Annotated in this window: 21 protein-coding genes; 10 read left to right on the plus strand and 11 right to left on the minus strand. The window is 49.7% G+C overall.

What is annotated here, in order from left to right; translation table 11 throughout:
• Positions 1-147: 147 nt before the first annotated feature.
• On the minus strand, positions 148-885 hold the full coding sequence (locus tag BUB30_RS12115; RefSeq protein ID WP_073133976.1) for a class I SAM-dependent methyltransferase: 738 nt from the start codon (positions 883-885) through the stop codon (positions 148-150).
• 387 nt (positions 886-1,272) lie between these two features.
• Here BUB30_RS12115 and BUB30_RS12120 point away from each other — a divergent pair, with 387 nt between their 5' ends.
• Genes BUB30_RS12120 through BUB30_RS12145 form a run of 6 tightly spaced genes read left to right on the plus strand, consistent with a single transcriptional unit; the run spans position 1,273 to position 7,590 of the window.
• Positions 1,273-2,235 (plus strand): nucleotidyltransferase domain-containing protein, encoded by a 963-nt coding sequence (locus tag BUB30_RS12120; RefSeq protein ID WP_143164874.1) that lies wholly within the window; start codon positions 1,273-1,275, stop codon positions 2,233-2,235.
• Between the two features lie 13 nt (positions 2,236-2,248).
• Positions 2,249-3,721 (plus strand): B12-binding domain-containing radical SAM protein, encoded by a 1,473-nt coding sequence (locus BUB30_RS12125; protein ID WP_073133979.1) that lies wholly within the window; start codon positions 2,249-2,251, stop codon positions 3,719-3,721.
• Position 3,722: 1 nt separating this feature from the next.
• On the plus strand, positions 3,723-4,520 hold the full coding sequence (locus BUB30_RS12130; protein WP_073133981.1) for a class I SAM-dependent DNA methyltransferase: 798 nt from the start codon (positions 3,723-3,725) through the stop codon (positions 4,518-4,520).
• A 36-nt stretch (positions 4,521-4,556) separates the two neighbouring features.
• On the plus strand, positions 4,557-5,984 hold the full coding sequence (locus BUB30_RS12135) for a B12-binding domain-containing radical SAM protein (RefSeq protein WP_073133983.1): 1,428 nt from the start codon (positions 4,557-4,559) through the stop codon (positions 5,982-5,984).
• Positions 5,985-5,995: 11 nt separating this feature from the next.
• Positions 5,996-6,679, plus strand: coding sequence for a methyltransferase domain-containing protein (locus BUB30_RS12140; protein ID WP_084138042.1), 684 nt, complete (start codon positions 5,996-5,998; stop codon positions 6,677-6,679).
• The gene (locus tag BUB30_RS12145) at positions 6,676-7,590 is read left to right on the plus strand and encodes a flavin reductase family protein (protein WP_073133987.1); all 915 of its coding nucleotides are present in this window, start codon (positions 6,676-6,678) and stop codon (positions 7,588-7,590) included. Before BUB30_RS12140 ends, BUB30_RS12145 begins: the two co-directional genes overlap by 4 nt.
• Positions 7,591-7,668: 78 nt before the next feature.
• Here BUB30_RS12145 and BUB30_RS12150 read toward each other — a convergent pair whose 3' ends face one another.
• The 4 genes from BUB30_RS12150 to BUB30_RS12165 form a co-directional block, all read right to left on the minus strand.
• Positions 7,669-9,780, minus strand: coding sequence for a tail fiber domain-containing protein (locus BUB30_RS12150; RefSeq protein WP_178377083.1), 2,112 nt, complete (start codon positions 9,778-9,780; stop codon positions 7,669-7,671).
• A 360-nt stretch (positions 9,781-10,140) separates the two neighbouring features.
• On the minus strand, positions 10,141-11,286 hold the full coding sequence (locus BUB30_RS12155; RefSeq protein WP_073133991.1) for a glycosyltransferase: 1,146 nt from the start codon (positions 11,284-11,286) through the stop codon (positions 10,141-10,143).
• Positions 11,287-11,290: 4 nt separating this feature from the next.
• Entirely contained in the window at positions 11,291-12,403 is a 1,113-nt protein-coding gene (locus BUB30_RS12160) for a glycosyltransferase (RefSeq protein ID WP_073133993.1), read from the minus strand.
• A complete protein-coding gene (locus BUB30_RS12165) occupies positions 12,400-13,506 on the minus strand; it encodes a glycosyltransferase family 4 protein (RefSeq protein WP_143164875.1) in 1,107 nt (368 codons plus the stop codon). The genes BUB30_RS12160 and BUB30_RS12165 overlap by 4 nt, the downstream gene beginning before the upstream one ends.
• Positions 13,507-13,918: 412 nt before the next feature.
• On the opposite strand from BUB30_RS12165, the gene BUB30_RS12170 reads away from it, so the two are divergent.
• The 3 genes from BUB30_RS12170 to BUB30_RS12180 are packed head-to-tail and all read left to right on the plus strand — an operon-like array spanning position 13,919 to position 17,265.
• Complete coding sequence (locus BUB30_RS12170) at positions 13,919-15,421, plus strand: B12-binding domain-containing radical SAM protein (protein WP_073133997.1); 1,503 nt, start codon at positions 13,919-13,921, stop codon at positions 15,419-15,421.
• Complete coding sequence (locus BUB30_RS12175) at positions 15,421-16,080, plus strand: class I SAM-dependent methyltransferase (protein WP_073133999.1); 660 nt, start codon at positions 15,421-15,423, stop codon at positions 16,078-16,080. Before BUB30_RS12170 ends, BUB30_RS12175 begins: the two co-directional genes overlap by 1 nt.
• A gap of 3 nt (positions 16,081-16,083) precedes the next feature.
• Positions 16,084-17,265 carry an amidohydrolase family protein gene (locus tag BUB30_RS12180; protein WP_073134001.1) on the plus strand — a complete coding sequence of 394 codons (1,182 nt, stop codon included), beginning with the start codon at positions 16,084-16,086 and terminating at the stop codon, positions 17,263-17,265.
• A gap of 18 nt (positions 17,266-17,283) precedes the next feature.
• Here the strand turns inward: BUB30_RS12180 and BUB30_RS12185 are convergent, their stop codons facing one another.
• From BUB30_RS12185 to BUB30_RS12195, 3 genes are all read right to left on the minus strand, one after another.
• Positions 17,284-18,300 carry a radical SAM protein gene (locus BUB30_RS12185; protein ID WP_084138043.1) on the minus strand — a complete coding sequence of 339 codons (1,017 nt, stop codon included), beginning with the start codon at positions 18,298-18,300 and terminating at the stop codon, positions 17,284-17,286.
• 134 nt (positions 18,301-18,434) lie between these two features.
• Positions 18,435-19,202, minus strand: a complete 768-nt coding sequence (locus BUB30_RS12190; protein WP_073134003.1) for a ZIP family metal transporter — start codon at positions 19,200-19,202, stop codon at positions 18,435-18,437.
• 9 nt (positions 19,203-19,211) lie between these two features.
• Positions 19,212-20,282, minus strand: coding sequence for an FAD:protein FMN transferase (locus BUB30_RS12195; protein ID WP_143164876.1), 1,071 nt, complete (start codon positions 20,280-20,282; stop codon positions 19,212-19,214).
• Between the two features lie 97 nt (positions 20,283-20,379).
• Here BUB30_RS12195 and ruvB point away from each other — a divergent pair, with 97 nt between their 5' ends.
• Entirely contained in the window at positions 20,380-21,411 is a 1,032-nt protein-coding gene (ruvB, locus tag BUB30_RS12200; protein WP_073134007.1) for a Holliday junction branch migration DNA helicase RuvB, read from the plus strand.
• Positions 21,412-21,439: 28 nt separating this feature from the next.
• Here the strand turns inward: ruvB and BUB30_RS12205 are convergent, their stop codons facing one another.
• The 3 genes from BUB30_RS12205 to hemB form a co-directional block, all read right to left on the minus strand.
• Positions 21,440-22,579 (minus strand): helix-turn-helix domain-containing protein, encoded by a 1,140-nt coding sequence (locus tag BUB30_RS12205; RefSeq protein ID WP_143164877.1) that lies wholly within the window; start codon positions 22,577-22,579, stop codon positions 21,440-21,442.
• A gap of 66 nt (positions 22,580-22,645) precedes the next feature.
• Complete coding sequence (locus BUB30_RS12210) at positions 22,646-24,631, minus strand: sensor histidine kinase (protein WP_178377084.1); 1,986 nt, start codon at positions 24,629-24,631, stop codon at positions 22,646-22,648.
• A gap of 13 nt (positions 24,632-24,644) precedes the next feature.
• Complete coding sequence (hemB, locus tag BUB30_RS12215; RefSeq protein ID WP_073134013.1) at positions 24,645-25,634, minus strand: porphobilinogen synthase; 990 nt, start codon at positions 25,632-25,634, stop codon at positions 24,645-24,647.
• Between the last annotated feature and the right edge of the window lie 80 nt (positions 25,635-25,714).

Consider the following 25,714-nt stretch of genomic DNA (forward strand, 5'->3'; position numbering starts at 1 on the left):
GGGTGCGGCTGTGAGGTCCGCACACATCACACACCGGGGATTAACGGAGACATGGTTATATGTCTGGGCGCAGTTGCCGTATGAAATCTGAATACATACTGGAGTAAAAGTTGAGGAAGTGCATGGAAGGCTAACGCCAAAAATCCACTATTTCCGAATGCAAATCCATGGGAATACGCCTTGAGATAATTTGATCACTTTTCTCTTGAGACGAGAAATGACGGACTTGGGATTGTACAACACCTTATGGTTGTAATGCGCCAGTTGTTGGAACGAATGATGAAAATACTTGCCACACATTTCAGGCGTCGCTGTCAAAACAAAATAACGTTCGCTTCTTTGCCTGGCGAGTGAGACATCGTCTTGTGATCCGTAAAACGGGCTGTCCATGATATGTATTTCTCCGGTGTCTTTTAGAAGAGATAATAATTTTGAAATCAGTTCATTGAAATTTTCAAAATACTGAACTGAGGCCGCCAGAATGATCGCATCGATGGATTGCTTTCTAAATACATCGCGGAAAATATTCACATACATAAAATATAAATTCTGCTGCTCACCAAAAGCATGTGTGGCCTGCCTCAGTTCAGTGCGTTGCACATCGACACCGATTACCAGGGCATCCAAATTTCTGGCGAGCATGGCAGAGAGCCAGCCGTTACCACAACCCACTTCCAAGACGACCAAGCTATTTTTCTGACTTAAATAGGTTACGAGTTTTCGCGACGAAAATTGCCGCACTTGCCATTCTTTATAGTGAGGATGCGTCGTGGGCACTACAGGAAGTTTACGAATGGCCTCGATTGGCAATATCCTTTTCTCCTGATCTCTTACTTTAATATAACAGGTCTCAAAGTCTTCGGAGACGAACGAATCGTCTTGCACGTATACTTTATCTTCTTCACGAAAGCAGCCTGGTCAATAAGAATGTCCTGGAGCGTCATTTTGCTGGCAAGTATAAATTAGGAGATCAACACTCAATTTAACCATTGTAAAGATTTCGTAACACAACAAGGAACACGATGAAGGGTAATGATTTTAGGATTGCCGTATTGAAGCCCAACGTATTCTCCGAAAAAATACCGTTTTTTTTATCGATGATTACCACATCCCATAAATTTCACTACCTTTAAACGTCCGTCAACTCCCCTGACGTTTTACCCCATTTCAGTTTTTTTGCATTCTTATTCCGTGGCTTGGACAGCAACTGCCCAGTTTGCACCCTGTTTTCGCCTGCGGAAGAAAGGATAGAAACTCAAAACTTTGCGTCGTATGACTGTAGCTCTGCCGGACCGCATGGTGTTTAACGCAGTGGATGAACACATCCTTCGCACCTTGCTCTATTATGACATCTTTCATTATCCCCTGAAGGCGGATGAAGTCCACCGCTTCCTCGGCGCGCCGCTGGAACACGAAGACTATATCTATTCGCGATTGAGGGTGCTCGCCGCCCATCGCTATATTTCGCAGTTCGGGGATTTTTTTGGCATTCAGCCCGGCGAGAGCGACACTGTACGCCGGGCGAAAGGCAATGCCGAGGCCGAACGGCTTACGGTACTCGCGCGTAAAAAAGCGCACTTGATTGGAAGCTTCCCGTTTGTGCGGGGCGTGATGGCCTCCGGTTCGCTATCGAAAGGATATATGGACGAGAAGTCGGACCTGGACTTCTTTATCGTCACCGCCCCGGGCCGCTTATGGATTGCCCGGACGTTGCTGGTGATGTATAAACGCATCTTTCTTTTCAACTCGCACAAATATTTTTGTGTGAACTATTTTGTTGACGAGCAACATTTGGAGATTGAAGAAAAAAATCTATTCACCGCCACCGAGTTGGCCACGGCGTTGCCCTTGTATGGCCCGGAGCAATACCAAAATCTTCTGAAGGCCAATCCCTGGCTGACCAATTTCTTCCCCAACTTCCGGCCGCGCACCACCGAAGACGTATTGCCCTCGAAACAACGCGGCCTAAAAAAGATACTCGAAGCATTTTTCAACCTCGCACCGTTTTCCAGGCTCGACCATCATTTTAAAAAGATGACCTTGCAACGCTGGGAAAAATTATACCGGCGCGATTATTCTGACGCCGACTTCAAGGTGGCGTTCAAAACGAAAGATCACGCTTCCAAAAATCATCCCCGCAATTATCAGCGCAAGGTCCTGGATCTGTATGCTGACAAGGTTAAGGCGTTCGGCCTTTCGCCGTTGCGCAGTTGTGCAGAAGAACCAGGCAAGTAAAAGACAGTGGCGTATGAAGATCCTGTTTACGCATTCGTATTTCTACAAGCGCGACCCCAAACAGTGGCGCTTCAAACAACCCTACCCGCCGTTGGGCACCATACTGGCCGCGGCCGTCATGCGGACCCAAGGGCATGATGTGGCGTTGGTGGATAACAATCTAAAGGATGGTCCACACGTCATCGTTCCGGCATTGACCGAACATCGCCCCCAATATGTGGTGATCTATGACGATGGTTTTAACTATCTCACCAAAATGTGTCTCACCGTGATGCGCGAGGCAGCCTTTGTAATGGCCGAAGAAAGCCGCAAACACGGCTGCACCGTGATCATCTGCAGCTCCGACGCCACCGATCACTACGAAAAATATTTTCAGCATCACGTGGACTACGTGATCCGGGGTGAAGGCGAAGAAACATTAAAGCAACTCATCGGCACCCTGGAAAAAGACGGCGACGTGTCGGCTGTGCAAGGGCTGGCCTTCCAGAAAAACGGGGCGACCATCCTAACGCCGCCCCGGACCGTGCTCCGCGACCTGGATGCCCTGCCCATGCCGGCGTGGGACCTTGTAGATATGGAAGCCTATCGCACGCTGTGGTTAAAACATCATGGCTATTTTTCGCTGAACCTGGCCACTACCCGCGGCTGCCCATTCAAATGCAACTGGTGCGCCAAACCGATCTACGGAAACCGCTATACGTCACGGTCGCCACAGCACGTTGCCGACGAGATCGCTTTCTTATTGGAACACCACCGGCCGGACCATTTCTGGATGAGCGACGATATTTTCGGGCTACGGCCGGGTTGGGTGCAGGAATTTAACCGGATTGTAAAAGAGCGAAAGTTGTCTTTTATCTATAAAATCCAGTCCCGCGTGGACCTTTTGCTGGAAGACGAGGTGATCGACGCCCTGGCCGCCTCGGGAGCCCGAACGGTTTGGGTGGGGGCTGAATCCGGGTCACAATCCGTTTTGGATGCCATGGACAAGGGCACTACGGTGGGACAAATCTATGACGCGACCCGCCTCTTAAAGACACATGGCATCGCTGTAGGCTTCTTTCTGCAATTCGGCTACCCCGGCGAAACGGAAACCGACATCCAGGCAACCCTGCGGATGGTGCTGGAATTGATGCCTGAGGAAGTGGGAATTTCGATTTCGTACCCCCTGCCGGGCACAAAATTTTATGAAAACGTGAAAGGACAGCTCCTGGAAAAGCAAAATTGGTCCGATTCCGATGATTTGGCCATGCTCTTTAAAAGCACATTTAACAATGCGTATTATAAAGCGTTACACAGGTACGTGCACTACGTGTATCGAAAACAAAAAGGTTATGCCAGTTTGAAGAAACTTATGCGCAGTCCTTTGCGTCTTACGTATAAGGACCTTAAGCAAGGCCTAGGTACGTTTTATTTCGGCGCCCGTGTCACACTTTTGTCCAAAAGACTTCGTATCTTAAAAGACTCTACCATCCCAAATCAGCGGTAACATGGCAGCCCCCTTCGATCATATCGCCACCTCCTACGACTCCCAGTTCACGCGGAGCGCCATTGGTCAATTGCAACGGAAAAGGGTATGGTCCTACCTGGAAAAGATCACCCCCGAATTGAACGGGCTGGAAATCCTGGAATTGAATTGCGGTACGGGGGAAGACGCCTTATTGTTTAGCGAAAAAGGCTTCAACATTGTGGCTACCGATGTTTCGGAAGAGATGCTGAAGGTGACCATGCAAAAGGCCCAGCAATATTCCATGCAAAACAAGATCAGCTCCCAATACCTCGACCTGGATAGTTTTGACGACACGCTGTTTGACAAAAAATTCGACCTGGTGTTCTCCAACTTCGGCGGTTTGAATTGCATTAACCCGGAAGCCATGCAGAAATTGCTGGCCAAAATTCCGTCCATCCTTTCGCCCGGCGGTCGTTTTGTTGCCGTGGTCATGCCCAAATTTTGTCTCTGGGAGACCAACTATTTCCTGATGAAACTCCGTTTCCTGCGAGCCTTTCGCCGGATGACCGACAAAGAAGTGATGGCCGATCTGCAAGGCACACAGATGAAAACCTGGTATTACACCCCCACCCAAATAAAGAAATGGTCGAAGCACGCTTTCCGTCACGTGACGACAAAGCCCGTAGGATTTGCCATCCCCCCCTCCTATTTTGAAAATTTCTTTTCGCGCAAAAAAAGACTGCTGCTTCAACTCAACCGGATGGAGCAAGCGCTGGACCGGTTCTCCTTTCTGGGCGGCATGGCCGATCACTTCCTCATCGACCTCCGGCTTCTATGAACTTTATTTTCCCTGCCGCCTAAGCACTGAACAGCCATGGATGTATTGCTTGCGCATGGATATTTTTTAGAAGACGATGTGAAGGAACAGCGCATCATGCGTCCTTACCCGCCGCTGGGAATCCTCTATATCGCGGCCTACCTGGACAAACATGCAATAAAAAACGAAGTCTACGACACGACCTTCTCCTCCAAAAAAAATTTCCAGGACCATTTGCTGCACACAAGTCCGCCACTGCTGGCGCTTTATGTGAACCTGATGACAAAGCTGAACATATTGGAGATCGTTCGCTTTGTTAAAAAAAATCTCCCTGCCACCCGCGTCATCCTCGGTGGCCCGGAAGTGAAACATAGCGCTGAAAATTTCCTGCGCGCCGGGGCCGATGTCATCGTGATCGGCGAGGGCGAAGAAACTACGTTGGAGTTGGTGACAAACCTCTCTCAACACGCCTATCGTCCCGGAGCATTTCTGAATGACATAAAAGGCATTGCCTTTCTTCAAGACGACCTCTTTGTTGAAAACCCGGAACGCGACAAGATCAAGGACATCAACGAACTGATACCGGCCCGTCACAAAATAGACCTTCATCTGTACCTCAACGCCTGGAAAGAACGGCATGGCACCAATGCGATCTCGGTGAGCACCATGCGTGGTTGTCCCTACACGTGCAAGTGGTGCAGTCGTGCGGTTTATGGATTAAGTTACCGGAGGCGATCGCCCGAAAAAGTTGCTGACGAACTGGAAGCCCTTCAGCGCGACTACCGGCCCGACAGCCTATGGTTTGTGGATGATGTTTTTACGATCAGTCACAAATGGCTGACTGCTTTTCGCGACGAGCTGCGAAAACGAAATGTGACCATTCCCTACGAATGCATTACGCGCGCCGATCGCATGAACGATGAAGTGGTCCGGCTGCTAAAAGAAACGGGATGTTTCCGCGTGTGGATCGGCGCGGAAAGCGGCTCCCAAAAAGTGATCGACCTCATGGACCGCCGCGTGGACGTGAACCAGGTGCGCGACATGATCCGGCTCACCAAAAATTACGGCATCGAAACCGGCACCTTCATCATGCTGGGCTATCCCGGCGAAACGGAAGCCGACATCGAGGAAACTATTCACCATCTCAAAGAATCCAACCCTGATCATTTTACGATCACGGTAGCTTATCCTATCCGGGGTACGGAGCTTTACCAGGAGGTGGAAGCGGATCAGACTACTTCTTTGGATTGGACCACCAGTACGGACCGGGAGATTGATTTCAAGCGGTCGTATTCGAGACGGTATTATGATTTTGCGGTGCGGCATGTGATCAATGAAGTTCAGTGGGCAAAAGGATCGCAACGCGCCCTGGATGTTAAGAACATGCTCCTCAAAGTGAAATCGGTGGCAGCGAAGCTGGGGATGATCTGGCACCGGCAACGGTCGTTGGCAAAAGCCCTTCACTACAGCAACTCAACGGAATAAACGCTCAACCAATGGCAAGACCCATGGAGACCATCACGTCGTTTTATGATGCCATCGCCGGGCAATACGATGCTTTTCTGACCGACCACGATGCAAGGGCGCGCAAAACAATTGCACAGGTTTTCACAGAAACCGTGCCCCGCGGCGTTGTGCTTGATTTTGGTGGTGGCACAGGACTCGATCTTCCGTGGCTTCAGGAATACTATTCGACAATCCTGTTTTTGGAGCCCTCGTCAAATATGAGAGAAGAAGCTCGGAAAAAGGTTACATCGTCGGAGCTCGTGCGTTTTGTTGATCGGCAAACAGAATTCAGCGAATGGTCGGAGCAGGCGCTTCCTTTCCAGGAGAAGGCCGATGGCGTTCTCGCCAACTTCGCAGTCCTCAATTGTATAGAAGACACGTCGAAGTTTTTTGAAAAGATTGCCCTGGTCACCTCCAAGCAATCTCATGTTGTAGCCGCCTTGCTGGATCCGCGCGTGAGCCATATTCTTAAAAAGAATTCTGTTTTTTCTGCGCTCCGCATGTTAGTGACCAACTCCTTAACCATCCACCATCAACGCGACGGAGTGCTTCACAAAACTTTCGTGCACAGCCTGCAAAAACTCAGAAACGCCGCTTCGCCTTATTTTGATATGCTTTCGTTTACAGCGATCCCTCCATCGGATTTTGTTTTGGTAATCTTTGCGAAAAAATGAAGTCCTTCTTGAAGTCAATCGCGAAACGTGCTCTCTTTGGGGATCGTGTCGCAAAAAATTTTCCCCCCATCCGGATCGCCATCGGAAAGATGGAAGAAAAAGTTTTCCTGTCCTGGCACGATGATCGACTCGATATCAGCGAACGGCATTGCATCGTTTGCCACGCACCCTTTTGCCTCACGGTTTGGCTTACTGCAGCTGAATCGATTAGAGTCCAAACGAATATCCTAATGATTTCCGTAGCCACGGGACAAAAAATCCATGCAGAGATTACTGCGTCGGTTATCAAAAAAATAGAAACAGAAAATGGCTTTCTGTTCGTGGTGAGAGCGGAGAAGGCCTCTTGCTATCAGAAGAATGCATTGTTCCAGTTGTTCATGCGGCGATACTTCAGACATAAAAATACTCCGCAAGAAGACAAGTTCTATGCGGCCGCGTATTCCTATCCACGGCGCGTTATTGCGGTTTCTTTTCAGGAAGCATCATATTATAATATTTTCCCAATGGATTTTCAGTGTTCCATTGCCGGGACCGATCTATACGTGCTAGGCTTACGCACCACGAATGTTACGCTTGATAAAATTATCCAATCAAAACGGGTTGTCATCGGAGACACTGCAAGAGCAGATTTGGATGTGATCTATGCTTTGGGAAGAAATCACAGCGCCAGTCCTCCCCCGCAGGACAGCCTCGCGTTCGAGGTGCTTAAAAGTGAACGATTTGGTTTCCCCGTGCCGGTGTTCTCAGCATCTTATAAGGAAATCGATTTAATAGCACATCACAATCTCGGAACGCATACGATGCTTATCGGCCGAATAGCCAATGCCAAGTTGTTGTGGGCGGCGGAGTCTTATCTTTATCATATTCATTTCCTACAATCCTTTAGGATTCGTCATAACGCCGCGCAGTAGCACATTAGAGTAATAGGGCTTGCGTTAGCAACAAAACAGATAAGAGGACCGAATAAAAACTCGGTCCTCTTTCGAAGGTCATTTAGTTAGAATCATTCTTTTTGTGTCCAGAATTTTGCCGTCCAATAAAAGGGCATATATATACATACCTGCTCCTAGTTCGTTAGCTGAAATTCTCACAGTTGCGTCACCCCGCTCCTTTACATTGATTGCTTTTAATTCCTTTCCGTCCAGCGCATATATCATTACATCCGCGCGAAGCGTAGATTCCGGCAATTTCATTTTGATCTCTGTGTCGACTGAAAATGGATTCGGCACATTTTGAAATAGAACAGCCTCAACCGATACACTATCATTCGCCTTAGAGTCTGTTGTGGCAATTTTATTCAGCAAAATATCCATTTTCTGCTGTTGGTCTTCTAATTTTTGAGTGAGTTCCTGAACGGCTCTTACCAAAGGCACTACAAAATCAGAGTACCGAATGCTGTAGTGGTCATTGTCATTTTGAGGCAAATCCACGCCATTAAAGACGACGCCTAACTTTTCTACTGCATCTTGTACTTCTTGGGCGACAAAACCAGTCTGTCTAACTATTTTCTCCTTTTTAGCAGACTGACCTTGTTCCGGTAATTTTGTAGCGCCGAGAAAACGATTCAGCGACTCGAAATCAATTGAATAGCTGACGGGTCTGAGATGATTAATAAAATCAAGGCCTGCCACATCCTCCTTGATGTCCTTTTTAAAACGCCCATCCGAAAAAGTAGACCACGAAACCTGCCCGCTTATTTTGACAACGGCAGTATTCCCTACTGCAACCGTGTTGTTTGCCGTAGGAATTGCATTATATCCCAAAGCCGTAGTATTGTCAAGTCCAGAGGTAGATGTCGGTCCTGACAAACTGCCAAACGCGCTATTGGAGGAGCCAATTGTATTGTTATACAATGCATTGTTCCCAACAGCAGTGTTATGAACACCAGCAGAATTGGAAAATAAAGCGGTATAACCCATCGCTGTATTATAATAACCCAATGCATTCGTGTATAGCGCAGCATGGCCTACAGATGTATTGTGGTAACCTATGTTTGTAAGATATTGAGACGTGTATCCGACTGCGGTGTTCCCCTCGCCAGTGGATATAGAGTGAAGCGCCTTAAATCCAATCGCTGTACTCCAACCAATATTCGCTCCTGAATATAACGCTTCAAAGCCTACCGCAGTGTTAAAACTTCCACCCGTATTAGAAAATAATGCACTCCCGCCGATGGCGAGATTGTACGATCCCGTGGTATTCGAATAGAGCGCATCTTGACCATTTGCTGTGTTGAAATCTCCAATCGTGCTACCATAAAGGCTTCGATAACCCGTTGCGGTATTTCCCGCTCCTACTGTGTTCGAAAATAGTGAATTGAATCCATTCGCCGTGTTATTTGAAGCTAGGTTGTTTTGAAGGGAACTAGTTCCAAAAGCAGTGTTGTTGGCTCCTGTCGCGTTAGCATATAAACTTCTGTATCCGTTTGCAGTATTCCCTGACGCTGTTGTGTTGGAGTAGAGCGCTTCTTGTCCACTGGCTGTATTAAAAGCGCCAGTTGTGTTAAAATTTAGCGCCTGGTATCCGATCGCACTATTGGAAAAGCCAGTCGTATTTGAAAACAGCGATTTAAATCCAATTGCCGTATTGTAGGACCCCAAATTGTTCAATAAAGAATTCGTTCCCGCGGCCGTATTGGCTGAACCAGAAACGTTGTAGAAAAGCGAAAAACTCCCCAAGGCCGTATTGTTTATTCCAGTTGTATTACTATAGAGTGCCGTATATCCAATGCCGCTATTATCTGTCCCTGTCGTATTTTTATACAACGAGTATGCGCCAATTCCTGAGTTGTCAGTTCCGCTGGTATTGAAGTAAAGGGATTGGTATCCAACTGCAGAATTGAACGACGCCGTGGTGGTGGTAAAAAGAGCTTCCGACCCTATCGCCGTGTTTCGCTCACCCGTTGTTAAAGATCTCCCAGTCGACTCGCCGAAAAAGGAGTTGTTTGCACTCGTACCTAACGCAGCATTTCCCGTGAAATATCCAAAGAAACTATTGTTCGTTCCCAAAGTACCTGAAGAGGTCCCGTAGGGTGTTGTGGTTTGGGCCTTCAAGCCCACATAACAAAGTAATAACAGGGCAAGGATTTTAATTTTTTTCATAATCATATTGGTTTAGTTAAACGATTTCCAAAACGATGTTTCCGAAACTCTCGTGAGCGCTGAGAGGCCTTCGGATTTTCCATAACTAATATACAATCCTTTTCCTGACTGAACGAGATTCCAAATCTATTTCTATGTTAAGAAATCGCCTTGAAAAAGCAGAAATCATTGAACCAATAGCCCTTACCCTAGAGGTAAATCATTCTACAAATAACATATACGCTGTTCGACGTAGATCAAAATAACAAATACTAAATTGTTGCAGGCCATCACCAGTCTCTATTTTGGCCCTGTCTTTCTTCAACAGTTATTTTACACATTTTTTCTCTTGTTCGCTCTGGAAGGGATACAGACATTGAGTTATTTCCCAACATTTCCCTTAGATATCATTGAATCGATAAACAGACGATAATTTTCAGCCGCCCAATCGGCGTTATAGGATAGCACATATTGGCGGGCTTCTCTGCCCAGCATATTGTAGCGAAGAGGATCTGCAATTAACTGAAGGGTCCTTTCTGCTAATCCCTCAGCGTCGCCGGGAGCTGCTACAACGGCCAATCGCTCGCCGACATCAGCCAACATCCCTACAGCCGTGCCACAAACGACCACTCCGCTCGTCATGGCCTCTTCCACCACGGCACAACTACCCTCAAAACGGGAAGTATGCAGGAGAATGTGAGCTTTTTGAAAACAGGCAGGTATTTTTTCCTGCGCTATGGCACCTTCAAAGTCGACCAAGTTCTCAATGTTCAATGTTTCGAGCAATTGCCGAACACGGGGGATATTGTAGCCATCGCCAATCACCGTCAATCGGCAGGCAACGCTTTTCGAAATGATGGAAAACGTCTTGAACATGGTCTCCTGATCCTTGATCGGGCTGAGATAGGCGATGTGAAGGAATTGAACCGGCAACGAAATTTCTCTTTGATGATAGGGGAATTTCTTGCTGTCTATTCCTAAAATCAGGGTATTGATCTTTCTCGTGGTGGGCAAACTACGCAAAGCAACTTCTTTTTGAAAATCGGAAATCGTCACTAGTTCGTCGGTTTGTGCGCACACTCTTCTCGTGATCTCTGCCAGCCAGGGGATGATCAAATTTCCATGTCCAATATCCGGTAGGGCGGCTGCCTCACAGGCAATGAGTTGAACAACCAGTGGTTTGCGAATAAGTCTTCTTAACAGGAGGGCGTACCATCCTGTTGGGTATACGGAAACGGCGAATATGATATCAAAGGGTCGAAACAGATGATCCCATGCGCATCGCAGTGTAAGGCAAAAATATTTTACCCGGCCAGGCAGGCGCCAACGTACCGGTTGTCTGACTTTTATCGCCGCAGGGATCTGTGTTGTATCAATTGGAACGTAAGAGTAATACACAATATCATACTGGAGTGACAATCTCTTAAACAAGTTTGCAACGACGGGAACGCCCTGCCCCAGCGACCCGCCCCCCAGGACGCCGGTTCCTAATAATGCTATTCGCGGCTTTCGATTTGAAGCATTCATAAAATTATGACACGTAAAGATTTTTGGTATTCTCGGCTGTCCACTGAATGGAGTGGATCAGCGTCCATTGATGGGCCGCTTGTCGAATGTATGCCAATCTTTCCGGGTTTCGGATGATCTTCAACGTTTCCTGCGCCAACGTCTGGTGGTCGCCGACGGGGACCGCAACACAACATTCCGGCAGATCGAACAGCAAACCAACCGCGGTACCGCATACCAGCAGGCCGCTGCTCATGGCTTCCGTGACCACTTCGCTTTGTCCCTCCGACAAGGACGTATGCAAGAGTATATCGGCTTTTCTATATTGTTCCGGGAGTTGTTCATAGGGGATCAGGCCTCGAAATGTGACGTACTCAGAAATATTAAGGTCATTCGCCATCATTTTCAGTTGTTGTTCTCTTGCACCTTCGCCAATGATGGTCAGGTGCGCGGGTGTTTCACTGACTATGCGGGCAAATGCGCGCAACAGGGTAGGTTGATCTTTGACTGGATGCAGATTAGCAATGTGAAGAAATTGAACCGGAAGCTGAAGAGGCCTTTCCTGAAAATTGAAAAGCGAGGTATCGATACCCCAGGGCACAATGCGTATTGCTTTTCTCGCAATGCCCGCCTTCTGCAAATTGTTTACCAGATACTGTGTCAAGGCCATAACCTCACTGGCGTGACGGATGGTATACTGGCTTAACCATTTATAAAAAGGATTTAAAAGCTGCCCATAGTTGATCGACCGAAGACCAACGGCATCGCCACCCAATACGCTCACAATACTTTTGACGTTCAATATTTTTCCCAAGACAACCGCCAAAAAACCTCCCGGCAAAATCCAAAAGCCATGGATGACTACAAATTTCTTTTGCCGATGAGCTTTCCATAACGCCGCTATAGCCTTCACGCTTTTCAACCATGGATAGGGTGAGTACACATCAATGAGCTCAAAGCCTGAAGCGGTGTAATCGTCGTTGGTCTTATAAAGCTGAAATACTGTGATATTAAAATCGACTGCCAGCAACTTTATGATCCGCTCAAGGACGGGAACGCCGATGTTGTTGCGACCCGTTCCGATACCTCCAGGAATAATGATCGCAACGTTTGGTTTATTTTCTTTTGTGGCCGTCATGTTTCCTCCTGGATAATTTGCATTATTCTCCGTGCAATAGCATCGCAGGACAATGCCTCGTTAAATCTCTGCAATACTTTTTCAACCTCCTCGGCCCTGTTCAACGTCACGCCTCTTGCCAATGCGGATACCAGACCATCTTCATCGCCCGGCTCAAACAGCACACCCATCGCACCACGCTGGGTCATCATGCGGAAAGAGGGAATGTTTGTAAGGATGGGAATACATCCGCACGAAAGTGCCTCGCATACGGCAATGCCGGCACTTTCGTAGTGGGAGCTTGAAACTATAAAATCAGCACTGTTGTACCAATGCAGAAGCTCATCGTTTTCAACCTTGCCGACAAGAAAAACACGATGACCTGTGGAGCTCTCCGAAAGGATTTTTTTTAGCTGTCGCAATAATTCAACCGACTGATAAATCATGTAAAGTGACGCTCCTTCATGGCGATGGGCAAACCGCGTAAAGGCCCTGACCATGGTTTCGGGATCTTTGTTTTCATTCAGATTCCCGACCCATAGAAAAACATGCTTTCCGGTTGCCCTTGTCACTTGTCGGGCGATTTTTTTGTCCATGGGATAAAATGATGAGGATGCTGTCATTACTTCTTTTACTTTGGACGCGTTGCGTATCTGTTGCTTTGCCAGCCAATCGCTCGCGAGGTCTTGTGAAGCAAAAAGATAGGCATCGATATGCCGATCCGCCCAGCGTTGAAAAAAAATTCTGAGAACATCCCAAAACGGGCGTTCAGCATGATGTTGCGCTAAGATTTTTACGGCTTGTCCCAACTGCATTCGAAGCATAACCACTTGCCAGGGAAATATAAGCCCATGTACAATAACAACATCTGGCTGCAGGTTTTTTACAAATCGATTGAACCGAAATGGAAAACGCAGCGCCCACCGACTAAAATTTGGAAAATAATAGGATACGTTGTTTTTCTCTACGAACCCTTTGTATTGGATATTGTAAATAGCAACCGTTGAGGCATACGTGGCCATGTGGTGCAATACATGGGTCGTAAAGCTTATTCTTTTGAGCCATGCTTCCGGATCGCTGAAATTTGGCCGGGGAATGTTGTATGAAATATGAATGATCTTCACAAAGAATGGCTCGTTCTGTCTGGGGAGAAAGTAAATATAATTTTAAAATAATCGCATCACTAATAAAGTAACACATTGTTGTCTTCGGGTGTTACGTCCACAAAAAGAATAGCGCATGGTGGCGCGAATGTTATACGGGACGTTGGGATTTTTATTCCCATAAGTCCAGGCGACAGACAATTTAGTGCCCTCAAATCTCGGCCCCAGTGTCACAAAAAAAGTAACGCTTATCATCAAAGTGAACGGAGCGAAAATCTCTTGAAAAAAAACGACCTGTTTTGGTTTTTTCTACACATTTTGTTTTCACAGCCAGCCAACCTTTTCGTCCAATCAACCGTCCTGACGTTTTCAGGAAGGTCCGGACAGCACATAAATGCGTTTATAATCCTTATCTTCATTCACTTTTTTGCCTATGAAGAAAGTATTGTTTTTCAATCCCCGCGCAGGTCAGACGCTTAGGATCATTCCTAACGCCATCCTGGCTATTGCCGCCGCTGTGGAAGGTGTGGTGGACTATGCCGTGGTGGATGGCAACCGGGAACGCGATCCGTTGAAAAAGATCCTCGGCTACCTGGCGACGGGCGAATTCGGATTTTTTGCTTCTACTGTCATGCCCGGCCCGCAGTTGAAGCAAGCCATTCCCTTCACAAAGACCATCCGAAACCAATTTCCGGAGATCTGCATTATCTGGGGCGGCTATTTTGCTTCGAACCATCACCGCACCGTGATCCGGTCTGGGATGGTCGATGTCGTGGTGAATGGACCGGGCGACAAAGCCTTTCCCGCAGCCCTGACCGCGCTGGCTGCCGGGCAATCACTGGAGCACATCGAGAACCTGGTCTATTTAAAAGATGGCGAAGTGTTCAAAACCAAGAAGGCGGCACTCTATGATCAGGATTCGCTGCCCGCATTGCCCTATGAGCGGTTGAATGATTTTTATTCGATAGAGGGATACCTGGGCAAGACTTTCCTGGGATCGCGCACGATCGCCTACCACTCCAGCATCGGGTGCCCGTTCACCTGCTCTTTCTGCGGCGTGGTGCCCATCTTTGACGCACGGTGGAAAGGCAAGTCGGCGCAGGCGGTTTATCGCGATCTGAAACATCTCAAGGAAACCTATGGCGGCAACGCCTTCCAGTTTCACGACAACAACTTCTTTGTTTCCGAAAAAAGGTCGGTTGAATTTGCCAAGCTCATCAAGCCCGAAAACATGAAGTGGTGGGCCGAGGGAAGGATCGACACGATGGACTACTTCACCGACGAGTCGCTGGCCACCATTGCCGACTCCGGATGCACCATGATCTTCTTTGGTGCTGAGAGCGGCAACAACAAATTGCTGCACGACATGGACAAGGGTGGCAAACAAACCGGCGAAAAGATCAAGGCCTTTGCAAAACGGATTAGTCAATTCGGCATCATCCCGGAATATTCGTTTGTGCTGGGGCTGCCCGCGCCTACCGAACAGGAAGTTTGGCAGCAGATCTACGATGAGGTAGCTTTTATTAAGGAGATCAAGACCATCAATCCGGAAACCGAGATCGTCATCTACGTCTACACGCCGGTGCCCACGGAAGGATCGGCCTTGTATGCCGAGTCGGCGGCGCGGGGTTTCACATTTCCCGAAACGCTGGAAGAGTGGATGCAACCCCAGTGGCTCAACTTCGACCTCCACCGTGAGTTCCTCACGCCATGGCTCACGCCCGAAATGATCCGTTACATTCACGACTTCGAAACGGTGATGCACGCCCACTATCCGACGGTGAGCGACTACAAGCTTTCGGATCTGCAACGAAAAATGATACACGCATTTTCGTCTTTGCGCTATCGCATGAATATCTTTAGTCATCCTTACGAATTGAAAGCGCTTATGAAATATTGGCTTCGTTATCGTCAACCCGAAATCCAGGGCATGTAATGGCGTGGTGGTCCGGAAAAAAAGAGAGCGCGGTACTCTCGCCGTTGGAAGGATATAACCGGTGGGCCGTGTCGTATGCGGAAGAATCCAACCCGATAAAAAATGCCTCCGACCGATTCATCGGAAAATTCATGACCGGTCTCCACGACAAAAAATTTCTGGATGCGGGATGTGGCAACGGAAAATTTTGCGTGGCGGCTCAGCAACAGGGTGCGGCTTTTGTTCAGGGCATTGATCTTTCCCCGGCCATGGTGACGTTGGCGCAGTTGCAATGTCCATCGGGGGAGTTTCTTTGTGATGACCTCACTATCGTAAAATTGAGAAAGCAGCATTTCGACGTGATCGTTTGCGGCCTGGTGTTGGGTCACATCGAAAACCTGGATGCTGCGTTGGACAATTTATTGAACGCCTTGCACCCCGAGGGTGTCTTGCTGATCACCGACTTCCATCCCTTCCTCACGCTGCAACACGCCCGCCGCACCTTTCACGACAAATCCTCAGGCCGTGTCTATGAGATCCGCCATCATCTGCATCTCTTTCAATCCTATTTTTCCTGCTTTGCCCGGCATGGGATGGCCGTTGATGTGCTGGAAGAACCCCACCACGAAAATACGCCGGTCGTTTTCGGCATGCGCGTCCGGAAAATGAGAAAGGATTGACGTATGGAGATCCTGCTAAAAAACGTTCGCTGGAACATCAACGATCAAATGCTGGCCGGCGATATTCGGATCGCACGAGGAATGATCGATGCCGTGAGTGATCAGATCGCACCCGAGAAAGGTGAAATCGTGCTGGAGTTCTCCGGGCACTTTGTATATCCCGGGTTGATCAATGCACACGATCACCTGGAGATGAATCTCTACCCACGGCTGGGGTCTCCTCCCCATGCCAGCTATGTGGATTGGTCGCGGAGTATTTATAAACCTGATCAGTCGCCCGTCAGGGAAATTGAAAAGGTTGACAAGCAAGACCGGCTTTTGTGGGGCGGAATAAAAAATCTCATCAGTGGCGTGACCACGGTGGCCCATCACAATCCCTGGGACAGGACTTTTGAAAAGGATCTTTTTCCAGTGAACGTTGTAAAAAAAATGACGTGGGCCCATTCGCTGGCGTTTGGCAAAAACATAACAAGTGATTTTCCAAAAGACGCCTCAACACCTTTCATTATTCACGCCGCCGAAGGAACCGACGCCGACGCATTCGAGGAAATAAAAAAACTGGATGCATTGGGTGTACTCAAATCCAATACGGTGCTCGTGCATGGCATCGCGTTGCACGATGCAGACTTGACCCTGATCAAAGCGCGGAACGCTTCCATCGTATGGTGCCCGGCATCCAACCTTTTCATGTTCGACAAAACGGCTGCGATAAAAAAATTAAAAGATTTCGCCCTCATCGGTCTTGGAACAGATTCCACGATGACCGGGTCGCCCACCTTGCTGCATGAAATGCTGGTGGCCGCACAAACCCCGGAAGCGACCAGGAACGAAATTTATGCCATGGTCACCGACAGCGGTGCCTCCATTCTAAAAATGCCACGACCTCTATTAGCGCCACGTCAACCGGCAAATCTCTTCGTGGCACCGGCCCTGAAAGAAAATTATGTGGACAATCTCTTCTGCATTACACCTGCCGACATTGGAGCAACAATCCTGAATGGCGTTCTCCGTAGCGTTGACGCTTCCGTTTCCTCCGAACAGAAATTTTGCAAAAACACCTTTTCGATCGATGGCCAGGTCAAGCGCACCGACGTGCCGGTTGCTGAATTAAAGAAACGCATTGAAAAAAAGGCAGGCGCCAAAATTCTTGAACAGAATCCATTGTGGAGACTTGTTGAGGTTTGATCTCAGAAAAAAAATTGATCACGACAAAACACCCCGGTGCAAAGAGCAAACACATCGCTGGCAAATGGGGTCGGTCTTCACATCCAGCTTTCGCCGAAAGGCCTTCGCGGTTTCTGAATTTAGGATCGCGTCAAATGTAGACGTGAAGAGATTGCCATACGAGGCATGAAAAAAACAGGGCCGCACCTCACCGTCCGATTCAATCACCGCCGACACCCAGGGGGCGTTGCATCTTCTTGCGGGAAATGATGCGTTGCCCAGCATCGCTTTGTAGTACTGCACCAACTCCAACATCTTCGCCGGACTTTCGGCGATAAACTTGCTCTGATAGGCAGACTCGAATTCTCGGAACGATGCTTTCAGCAGCGACTCAAACTCCTGGGCTTCCGCTTCATTCAATTCGATCTGCACCACTTTCTCGTCCGTCCACGGCGACTCGCGGTTGAAGGCGGAGGTGGAGACATCGGCGGCCAGAAACGAAATTTGTTGTAACTGGAGGGTTTGTGCCGTGCGGACGATGTCGGGAAAGTAACGATAGTTGAGTTTTTGCAACACGCATCTTCCGGTGATCCGAAAATCCGGTTTCAATTTCTGCAATGCGGCAACGCCTTGTGAGAGCTTCTCATACGCCGAAGAAATATTGCGAATCGTATTGTGAATTTGCGGCGGGCCGTCCAGGGAGACAATCACTTCGTCCACGTGCTTCACCACATTCACTGCATGTTGCTCCAACGTCATACCGGTGGAGAGCAGGCTGATGTGCATGCCGGCGGATCGCATCATTTCGCAGAGGCGCCAGAGGTTGGTGTGCATGAGGGCTTCGCCACCCGACAGCGCGATGTACTTCACGCCCAGCTGGCGAAACGATTCAACGTGTCTGGAGAATTCTTCTGTAGTGATTTCTTTTTTTTGTTGGTTGGCTTTCCAGATGTCGCACATCACGCAGCGGCAATTGCAGCGGCTGTGGGGCATGAGGACCAGCACGGGGAGTTCGTGGAGGGTGTCTGTTACGCGTGAGAGGATGGCTTTGATCACGGGTTCAAGTTACAGAACGGAAGAGCAGGAAGGAAAATCGTTAGCGTTAAAATTCCGTTTACACCTCAATTCAGTTTGCACCGCCCGCCTTCGCTGAAACTTCGGCGGGCGAGGCACAAAGCGCTTCGCGTTTCTTACATTAAGAATTCGGCGCCGATGGCGAGGAGGGCACCTAAAATCACTACGGCCATTTTCCGGGCGTTGAAGTGGTGTTCGGGGCTGCTTTCTACGACGATGGTGGTGGAGATGTGCAGGAAATTTCCGCTTACCAGGGCGTAGAGATACATGAGGCCGGTGGCGCTGAGAATTTCGTGGCGGGCGAGGTAGGTGCTGAGGATCAATCCTGCGGGTGCGGCAAGTGAAAATCCGATGAGGTGTGGTAGGGCCTTGTTTTTAGAACGCAGTTGGAAGGCCAGCACGGTCATCAAGGCAAATGCAGCGGGTGCGCGGTGCAGGGCGATGCCCAACAAAACGGCATTCACATCATACAAAGGACCCATGTTCACCGGCTGTGCCAGCATGCCGCCTTCTAAAAACGCGTGGATGCACAAGGCCGTCAGCAACACCAGGGCCGACACATTGCGCTCGTGCTCATGGTGGTGATGGCCGGTATGCGAGTGATGGGATGGGGTGTGGATGTGACCGTGTTCTACTCCTGATGTGAAATATTCCAAAAGATGTTGTAAAAAAAATCCGGCCAGCACAAACAAGCCAATGAGCTCCAGGGCTTCGCTCTTCTTGTATAACTCGGGTAAGATGTGAATGACCGTAATGGAGAACAGGTAAGAGCCCGAAAACACCAGCAACAATTTATAGTTCACACCCTTGCTTTTGGGCACCAGGTAGATGAGGAGACCCGACAACAAAGGCGTTAAAAAAAGGACGAGTAGTTTTAAGATCATGAAATGCGTTTAGGGTTCGATGATAACAGACGTCTTCAGGCCTGGCGTGGCATAAGTTTCCAGCTTGCCGTCGGGGAGTGAATAGATCAGGATGGCGTCCAGTTCGGGGTGTTGCTTCAGAAGCTCAATGGCTTTTTCGTGACCCATCACCATGAAGGCGGTGTCCCAGGCGTCGGCCGTCATGCAGTCGGCTGCAAATACGGAGGCACTCAGCAGCGCGCGCTGGGCAGGGAAACCGGTTTTGGGGTCGATGGTGTGGGAATATTTTCTGCCGTCGATCTCGTAATAGTTGAAGTAGTTGCCCGCGGTGGTGAACGAGCGATCTTTCACGGTTACATAGGCTTTGAAAAATTGGTGATCGATGGTGGAGCGCGGATCGATGATGCCCACTTGCCACGGCTTGCCACTCGCCAGGTTATGGCCCACCGCCATGCCCTCTCCTCCTAACTCAACCAGCATATCCGTAATGCCTTTCGATTCCAGGAAGCCGGCGATCACATCGGCCCCATACCCCTGGCCAATGCCACCAAAATCAAGTTGAACGCGTGGGTCGGATTTCACAACACTGTCGGTCGTGTAGCGGATCTTTTGGAAGCCCACAAAAGTTCTCAACGAATCAATTTTGCTCGAATCGGGTCGCATCGGTTTTGCTGGGCCAAAGCCCCAGGCGTTGACCAATGGCATGACCGTTAGATCGAAAGCGCCCCGGGAGGCGGTGTACACCTCATGCGCTTTTTTTATGGGTGGATACAAATAGGGCAACCGGATAGCAACGCCCTTTGCGCTTTTGTTGAACAGGGAAACTTCGGCGCGGGGATCGTAGGTGTTGATGGATTGATTGACGACCACCAACAAGGAGTCGACGGACTTTTTGAAATCCCTTTTCTTTTTGTCGAAATAGGTGATGTGGTAGGTGGTGCCCATCGTCGCACCTTCCATGCGGAGCGGAACGGGGGCCTTTCGTTGGAAAGCCGTTCCGGCGATGAGAATGACCAGCAGGAAAGACGGGAGTATTCTTTGAAGTCGGTGTTCCATCAGGAAATAGTGCTGCAAGGTATAAAAAATATCTAAATGCAACATTGTTGTATTTAGATATTCCCTCCTCCTATAACCCCACTTTGAACAAAATTATTCCAACATTGACGGGGTGTCGCGTATAACTCTTTAACTTTCAGCCATGCGGGAAGATTATCTCAAAGGCGACAACGAGGGGCAGGGAGCTGCCGAAAAAGAGATCGAGAAGGCGCTGCGTCCGCTTTCCTTCCATGATTTTGCCGGTCAGCAAAAGGTGGTGGACAACATCAAGATCTTTGTGCAGGCCGCCAAACAACGGGGCGAATCGCTGGACCACGTTTTGTTGCACGGCCCTCCCGGGCTGGGCAAGACCACGTTGTCGCACATCATCGCCAACGAGTTGGAATCCAGCATCAAGATCACCTCCGGCCCCGTGCTGGATAAGCCCAGCGACCTGGCCGGGTTGCTCACCAACCTGGAGCCTCACGATGTTTTGTTCATCGACGAGATCCACCGCCTCAACCCCATCGTAGAAGAATATTTGTATTCGGCGATGGAAGATTTTCGCATCGACATCATGCTGGACTCCGGGCCCAATGCACGGTCGGTACAGATCGGACTGAATCCATTCACACTCATCGGCGCCACCACGCGGGCCGGGTTGCTCACGTCGCCGCTAAGGGCGCGTTTCGGTATCAATGCCCGGTTAGAATATTATGATGCGACCCTGCTCACATCGATCGTGAAACGTTCGGCCACCATCCTCCAAACTCCGCTTGCCGAAGATGCCGCTTTCGAGATCGCGCGCCGCAGCCGGGGCACACCCCGCATCGCCAACAACCTCTTGCGCCGCACACGCGACTTCGCCCAGATCAAAGGCGACGGCATGATCACCATGCCCATCGCACAACTGGCCTTGAAAGCACTCGACGTGGACGAGAACGGCCTCGACGAAATGGACAATCGCATTTTGCTCACCATCATCGAAAAATTCAAAGGTGGTCCGGTGGGACTTACCACCATCGCTACTGCGGTGGGTGAAGAAGCTGAAACCATCGAAGAAGTATACGAGCCATTCCTGATCCAGGAGGGCTATTTGAAACGCACATCACGCGGGCGTGAAGCTGCCGACAGGGCGTACAAACATTTGAAGCTTGCACCTCCGGCTACGAAACCTCCCGGGTTATTCGATTGAGTGCGGGGTTGCCTTATAAAATTTTACGTTATGATTTTTCTGCCCTGAATCTTGAGGGCGTCGTGCCGGTGTATTTCTTAAACACGGTATTGAAAGACGATTTTGAATTGTAGCCAACTTGCTCAGCGATCTCCTCCACTTTAATGTTAGGTTGTTCGCGCAGCAAACGCTTGGCTTCCTCCACCCGGTACTCGGCGGCCATCTCGAAGAAGTTTTTCCCTAATCGTTCATTGATGACCTGCGACACAACATGCACGGTCGATCCCAATTGGTGGGCCAGTTCGGGCAGGGAAAAGTCGGCTTGCAAAAAAGGTTTTTGTTCGGCCATCAGCAGTTTTAATTTTTCGACAAGCGCATTTTGTACGTCTGGCGAAAGTGTTGAGCTTTTGTATTTGGGCGCTTCTGCGAGTGATGCGTGTTTGAAAAATCCGGAACGACGGATCACGCGAAAGCTGGTAAAATAAATGACGATGGACACATAGACGGCAAAGAGATGATCGCCCGTATCGGCCACGTTGGTGAGCTTCACGACCAGTACGATCACCGACGCTGTGATCATTTGCACGATGGGTTCCCGCAGATTTCTCAACACCGGGTGCACCGGTTTCCAGAACGATTCTTTCTTCTGGCGGTAAGCCCGCGTCACAACGATCACGCTTAAGATGGCGTACAACGCGAGGCTGATCAAGATCGTTTCGGTGGCGTGGTCGGTCACCCAAAACAGGCGGGCGTCATACACGGCCGTCACATCGCGCATGGGCAGCTCGGGGTGATAGGCCCAGATGTAGGCGTTGTACTTTACATCGTCGGGTTGGAGCAGGAAGGGCAATTCCAAAAAGAAATAGACTACGGGGAAGACCAGGTGCCCGTATTGTTTTTTGGAGACGCCACCCTTCACGTAGCTCAACAACAACAAATAGAACAACGGCCCGACGGCCATGCCCAGAGGCTCCGAGAAATCGACCAGGAAAAGACAGTGCACGATGTAGCCCGTATACATCAGGAAGATCTCAAGCGTGCAACCCACCATGGCCAGCAGCAACATGCCATGAAACAGGTTGGCCTGTATTTGCCGGTTTTCTTTCGACAGAAAGAAGAACGACAGGAAGATGCCTTGCACGATACCGAGAAAAATAAAAACAGCAAACAGGTCGATGCGGTAGGGCATGGTGATGAAAATAGGCAATACGAAATACGGGCTATTCTTTCAAAGATGAAAAAAGTTTACGCGAAATCAGCGTTGTGCTTTTGCTGCATTATAATTTTCCACGAATTGGGACAGCGAAAAATAGAAGGTGGTGCCCTTACCGTCTTCGCTCTCGAACCAGATCTTGCCACCGTGCTTCTCGATAAACTCCTTACACAACAACAAACCCAGGCCGGTGCCCTTCTCCTGTCGCGTGCCCTGCGTGGTAATGCTGCCGATGGTGAACAGCCGCTCGCGGTTGCGGGCGGGGATGCCCACACCGGTGTCGGCCACGGAGATGATGATCTTGGTGTCGACGCGGTAGGCGCTGAGGGTGACGGTGCCTTCGGCGCGGGTGAATTTTATGGCGTTTGTCAGGAGGTTGCGCAGCACCGAACGGATCATGTTCAGATCCGCGTAGGCATCCAGCTCGCCTTGCAACGTGTTCTTCAGGGTAATTTTTTTGTCGCGACACTCAGACTCCAGCAGGCGCACCGTCTCCTGGGCAAGGTCGGTGAGGTTGAGGCGATCGGGTTCGTATTTCTCTCCCTTCATCTGCAGTTTGGCCCATTGCAGAAGGTTGTCGATAAACTCCGTGGTTTGTGCCAGGCGGGTTTCCAAACCGGTCGTGATCTTTTGGAACTCGTCGTTGCTCAGCGTTCCTGACTTGGCAAGCGTGAGGGCAAGGTGCAGCGAACTTAACGGCCCGCGGATGTCGTGCGACACCACGGAGAAAAGTTTGTCCTTCACATTGTTCACTTCTTCGAGTTGCAGGTTCTGTTGGTGGATCTCGTCGGTGCGCAGACGCACTTCTTCTTCGAGGCGTTCTTTTTCGCTTTGCTCGCGTCGTAGCTCCAATTCTTTGGCATCGTGGTTTTCTTTCTCCAGCGTGCTCCAACGGTCGCCCAAGGCGAACGAAATGAAAAGGGTTTGCAGCACACAGCCGATCATGAGGGCGCCATAGTTGGTGCTGAGGTTACCGGAAATATAGCCCAGGTTGCTCAGTGTGAACAACGCCGCCGCCAACAGTGGCGACACCCAGGCGATGAGATAGTAGCGCGCGGGTCGATAATTTCTCGACAAACAATAGCCCGCCGAAGACAACGCCAACAGGCAATGGCTCAGCATAAAATAGTGATGATACTTATAGGAGATCTCCCGGAAGAAAATGAGCATTGCCACGGCCACACCCACATCCAACGTCATGTTGGCCAACAACAGGCCGTCCAGCCAGCGACTGAAATGACGCAGCTTCAAAAAAGCGCGCGTGAGCAGTGTGGAAAACAGGATGAACACCGGTCCCGTGAGGATGGCGAAGTAATCGTTGAAGATCGGTTGATGGGGATGGATATAAAGATAGTTGTAGCCCTGAAAGAACGCCACCACGTTGGTCATGGCCACCAAGGTGAGCACATAATAGAGTGTGATCCGGTCGCGGATGGAAAGGAACAAGAACAACTGGTAGAGCGTCATGATGAACATGGCGCCGTAGAACAATCCGTTCACGATCTGGATGTTGTTCGAAGCTTCAACGAAAGCTCCCTGGTCCCAAAACACCACGGGAACCTGCACCGACGACGTGGTCTGCACGCGCAGGTAGAACGAGCGCTTTTCGTGTGCGGGTACCTTTACCGGGAAGACCGGGTGACGATAGGAGGTTACGGGAAAGAAATCGCCCGCGGTGCGCTGTGTCCACGCGCCGGCAGAATCGGTTTGTGAAAAGAGATCGACACGGTCGAGTGGCGAGTAGTTTATTTCGACGAGCCAGTTCTCTGCCTTCGACACATTCTCAACGTCCATCCTAAACCAATACACGGCACGATCGAACCCGAATCCCGGCGATTCATTTCCGGCCACGGGTTGCAAGGTCTTGGTCTCGATATCCCCGAGGGTGAGCTGACCTGTTTCGTCGCGCCAGTAGAGCATGTTGCTTTTCACGGGCACGTGTCCTCCTTCGGTCAACAGCAAGGCTTGTGACCTTCCGGCGAGCGTCGCTGTCAGAAAACCGAGAACCAGGAGTATACGTCGCAGCATGCGCATGCGGGTTTTAGTGTTTCAGGGATTGTGCAAATTCTTTTGCGAAATAGGTCAGGATCACATCGGCGCCGGCGCGTTTGATGCTCAGCAGGGTTTCCTTCATCACCCGTTCTCCATCCAACCATCCCTTCTGTGCGGCAGCCTTCACCATGCTGTACTCACCGCTCACGTTGTAGGCGGTGATGGGCAAAGCCGTGTTGTCTCTTAACAGTCTGATAATATCGAGGTAGGCCAAGGCCGGCTTCACCATCAAAAAGTCGGCGCCTTCATCTTCGTCCAACCGGGCTTCGATGAGGGCCTCGCGGCGGTTGGCGGGGTTCATCTGGTATGTTTTTTTATCGCCGAACTTGGGCGCAGAGTCCAGGGCATCGCGAAACGGATTGTAGAATCCACTGGCATACTTTGCCGTGTAGCTCATGATGGACACATCGGTGTAGCCGTTTTTGTCCAGCAGGTTCCGGATGTAGCCTACGCGTCCGTCCATCATATCGGAGGGACCCAAAATGTCGATGCCGGTGTCGGCTTGGGCCAGGGCCATCTTGCCCAGGATGTCGAGGGTTTCGTCGTTCAGGATCTTGCCATCGCGCACCAATCCATCGTGACCATCGGAGCTATAGGGGTCCATGGCCACATCGGTCATGATGCATGCTTCGGGGAATTGTTTTTTTATTTCGCGGAGGGCTTTCAGATAAAAGAAATCAGGGTCATAACTTCGGGTGGCTTCCTTGTCTTTCCACTGGTCTTCCACGGCGGGGAAAACGTCGAAGGCCCGTATACCAATCTTCAAACATTCCTCTATTTCTTTCAACATTAAATCGACAGACCGCCTGAAAATGCCGGGCATGGAGGCCACTTCGGTCTTTTGATTTTTGCCGTCCAGCAGGAAAAGGGGGAAGATGAGGTCGTCGGTGGTGACGCGTGTTTCTTCTACCAGGCTCCGTACGGCTTCACTTTTCCGGTTTCGCCTCGGCCGCCGGTGAAAGGTAAACTCTTGTGACATAGATACTTTTATTAAAAACCCCCCAAGTTAATGCTTCCGGTAAACCAAAAAAATATGGATCTTGATGGGCACTCCAAATG

The sequence above is a fragment of the Chryseolinea serpens genome, assembly GCF_900129725.1.
Classification (GTDB): Bacteria; Bacteroidota; Bacteroidia; order Cytophagales; family Cyclobacteriaceae; genus Chryseolinea; species Chryseolinea serpens.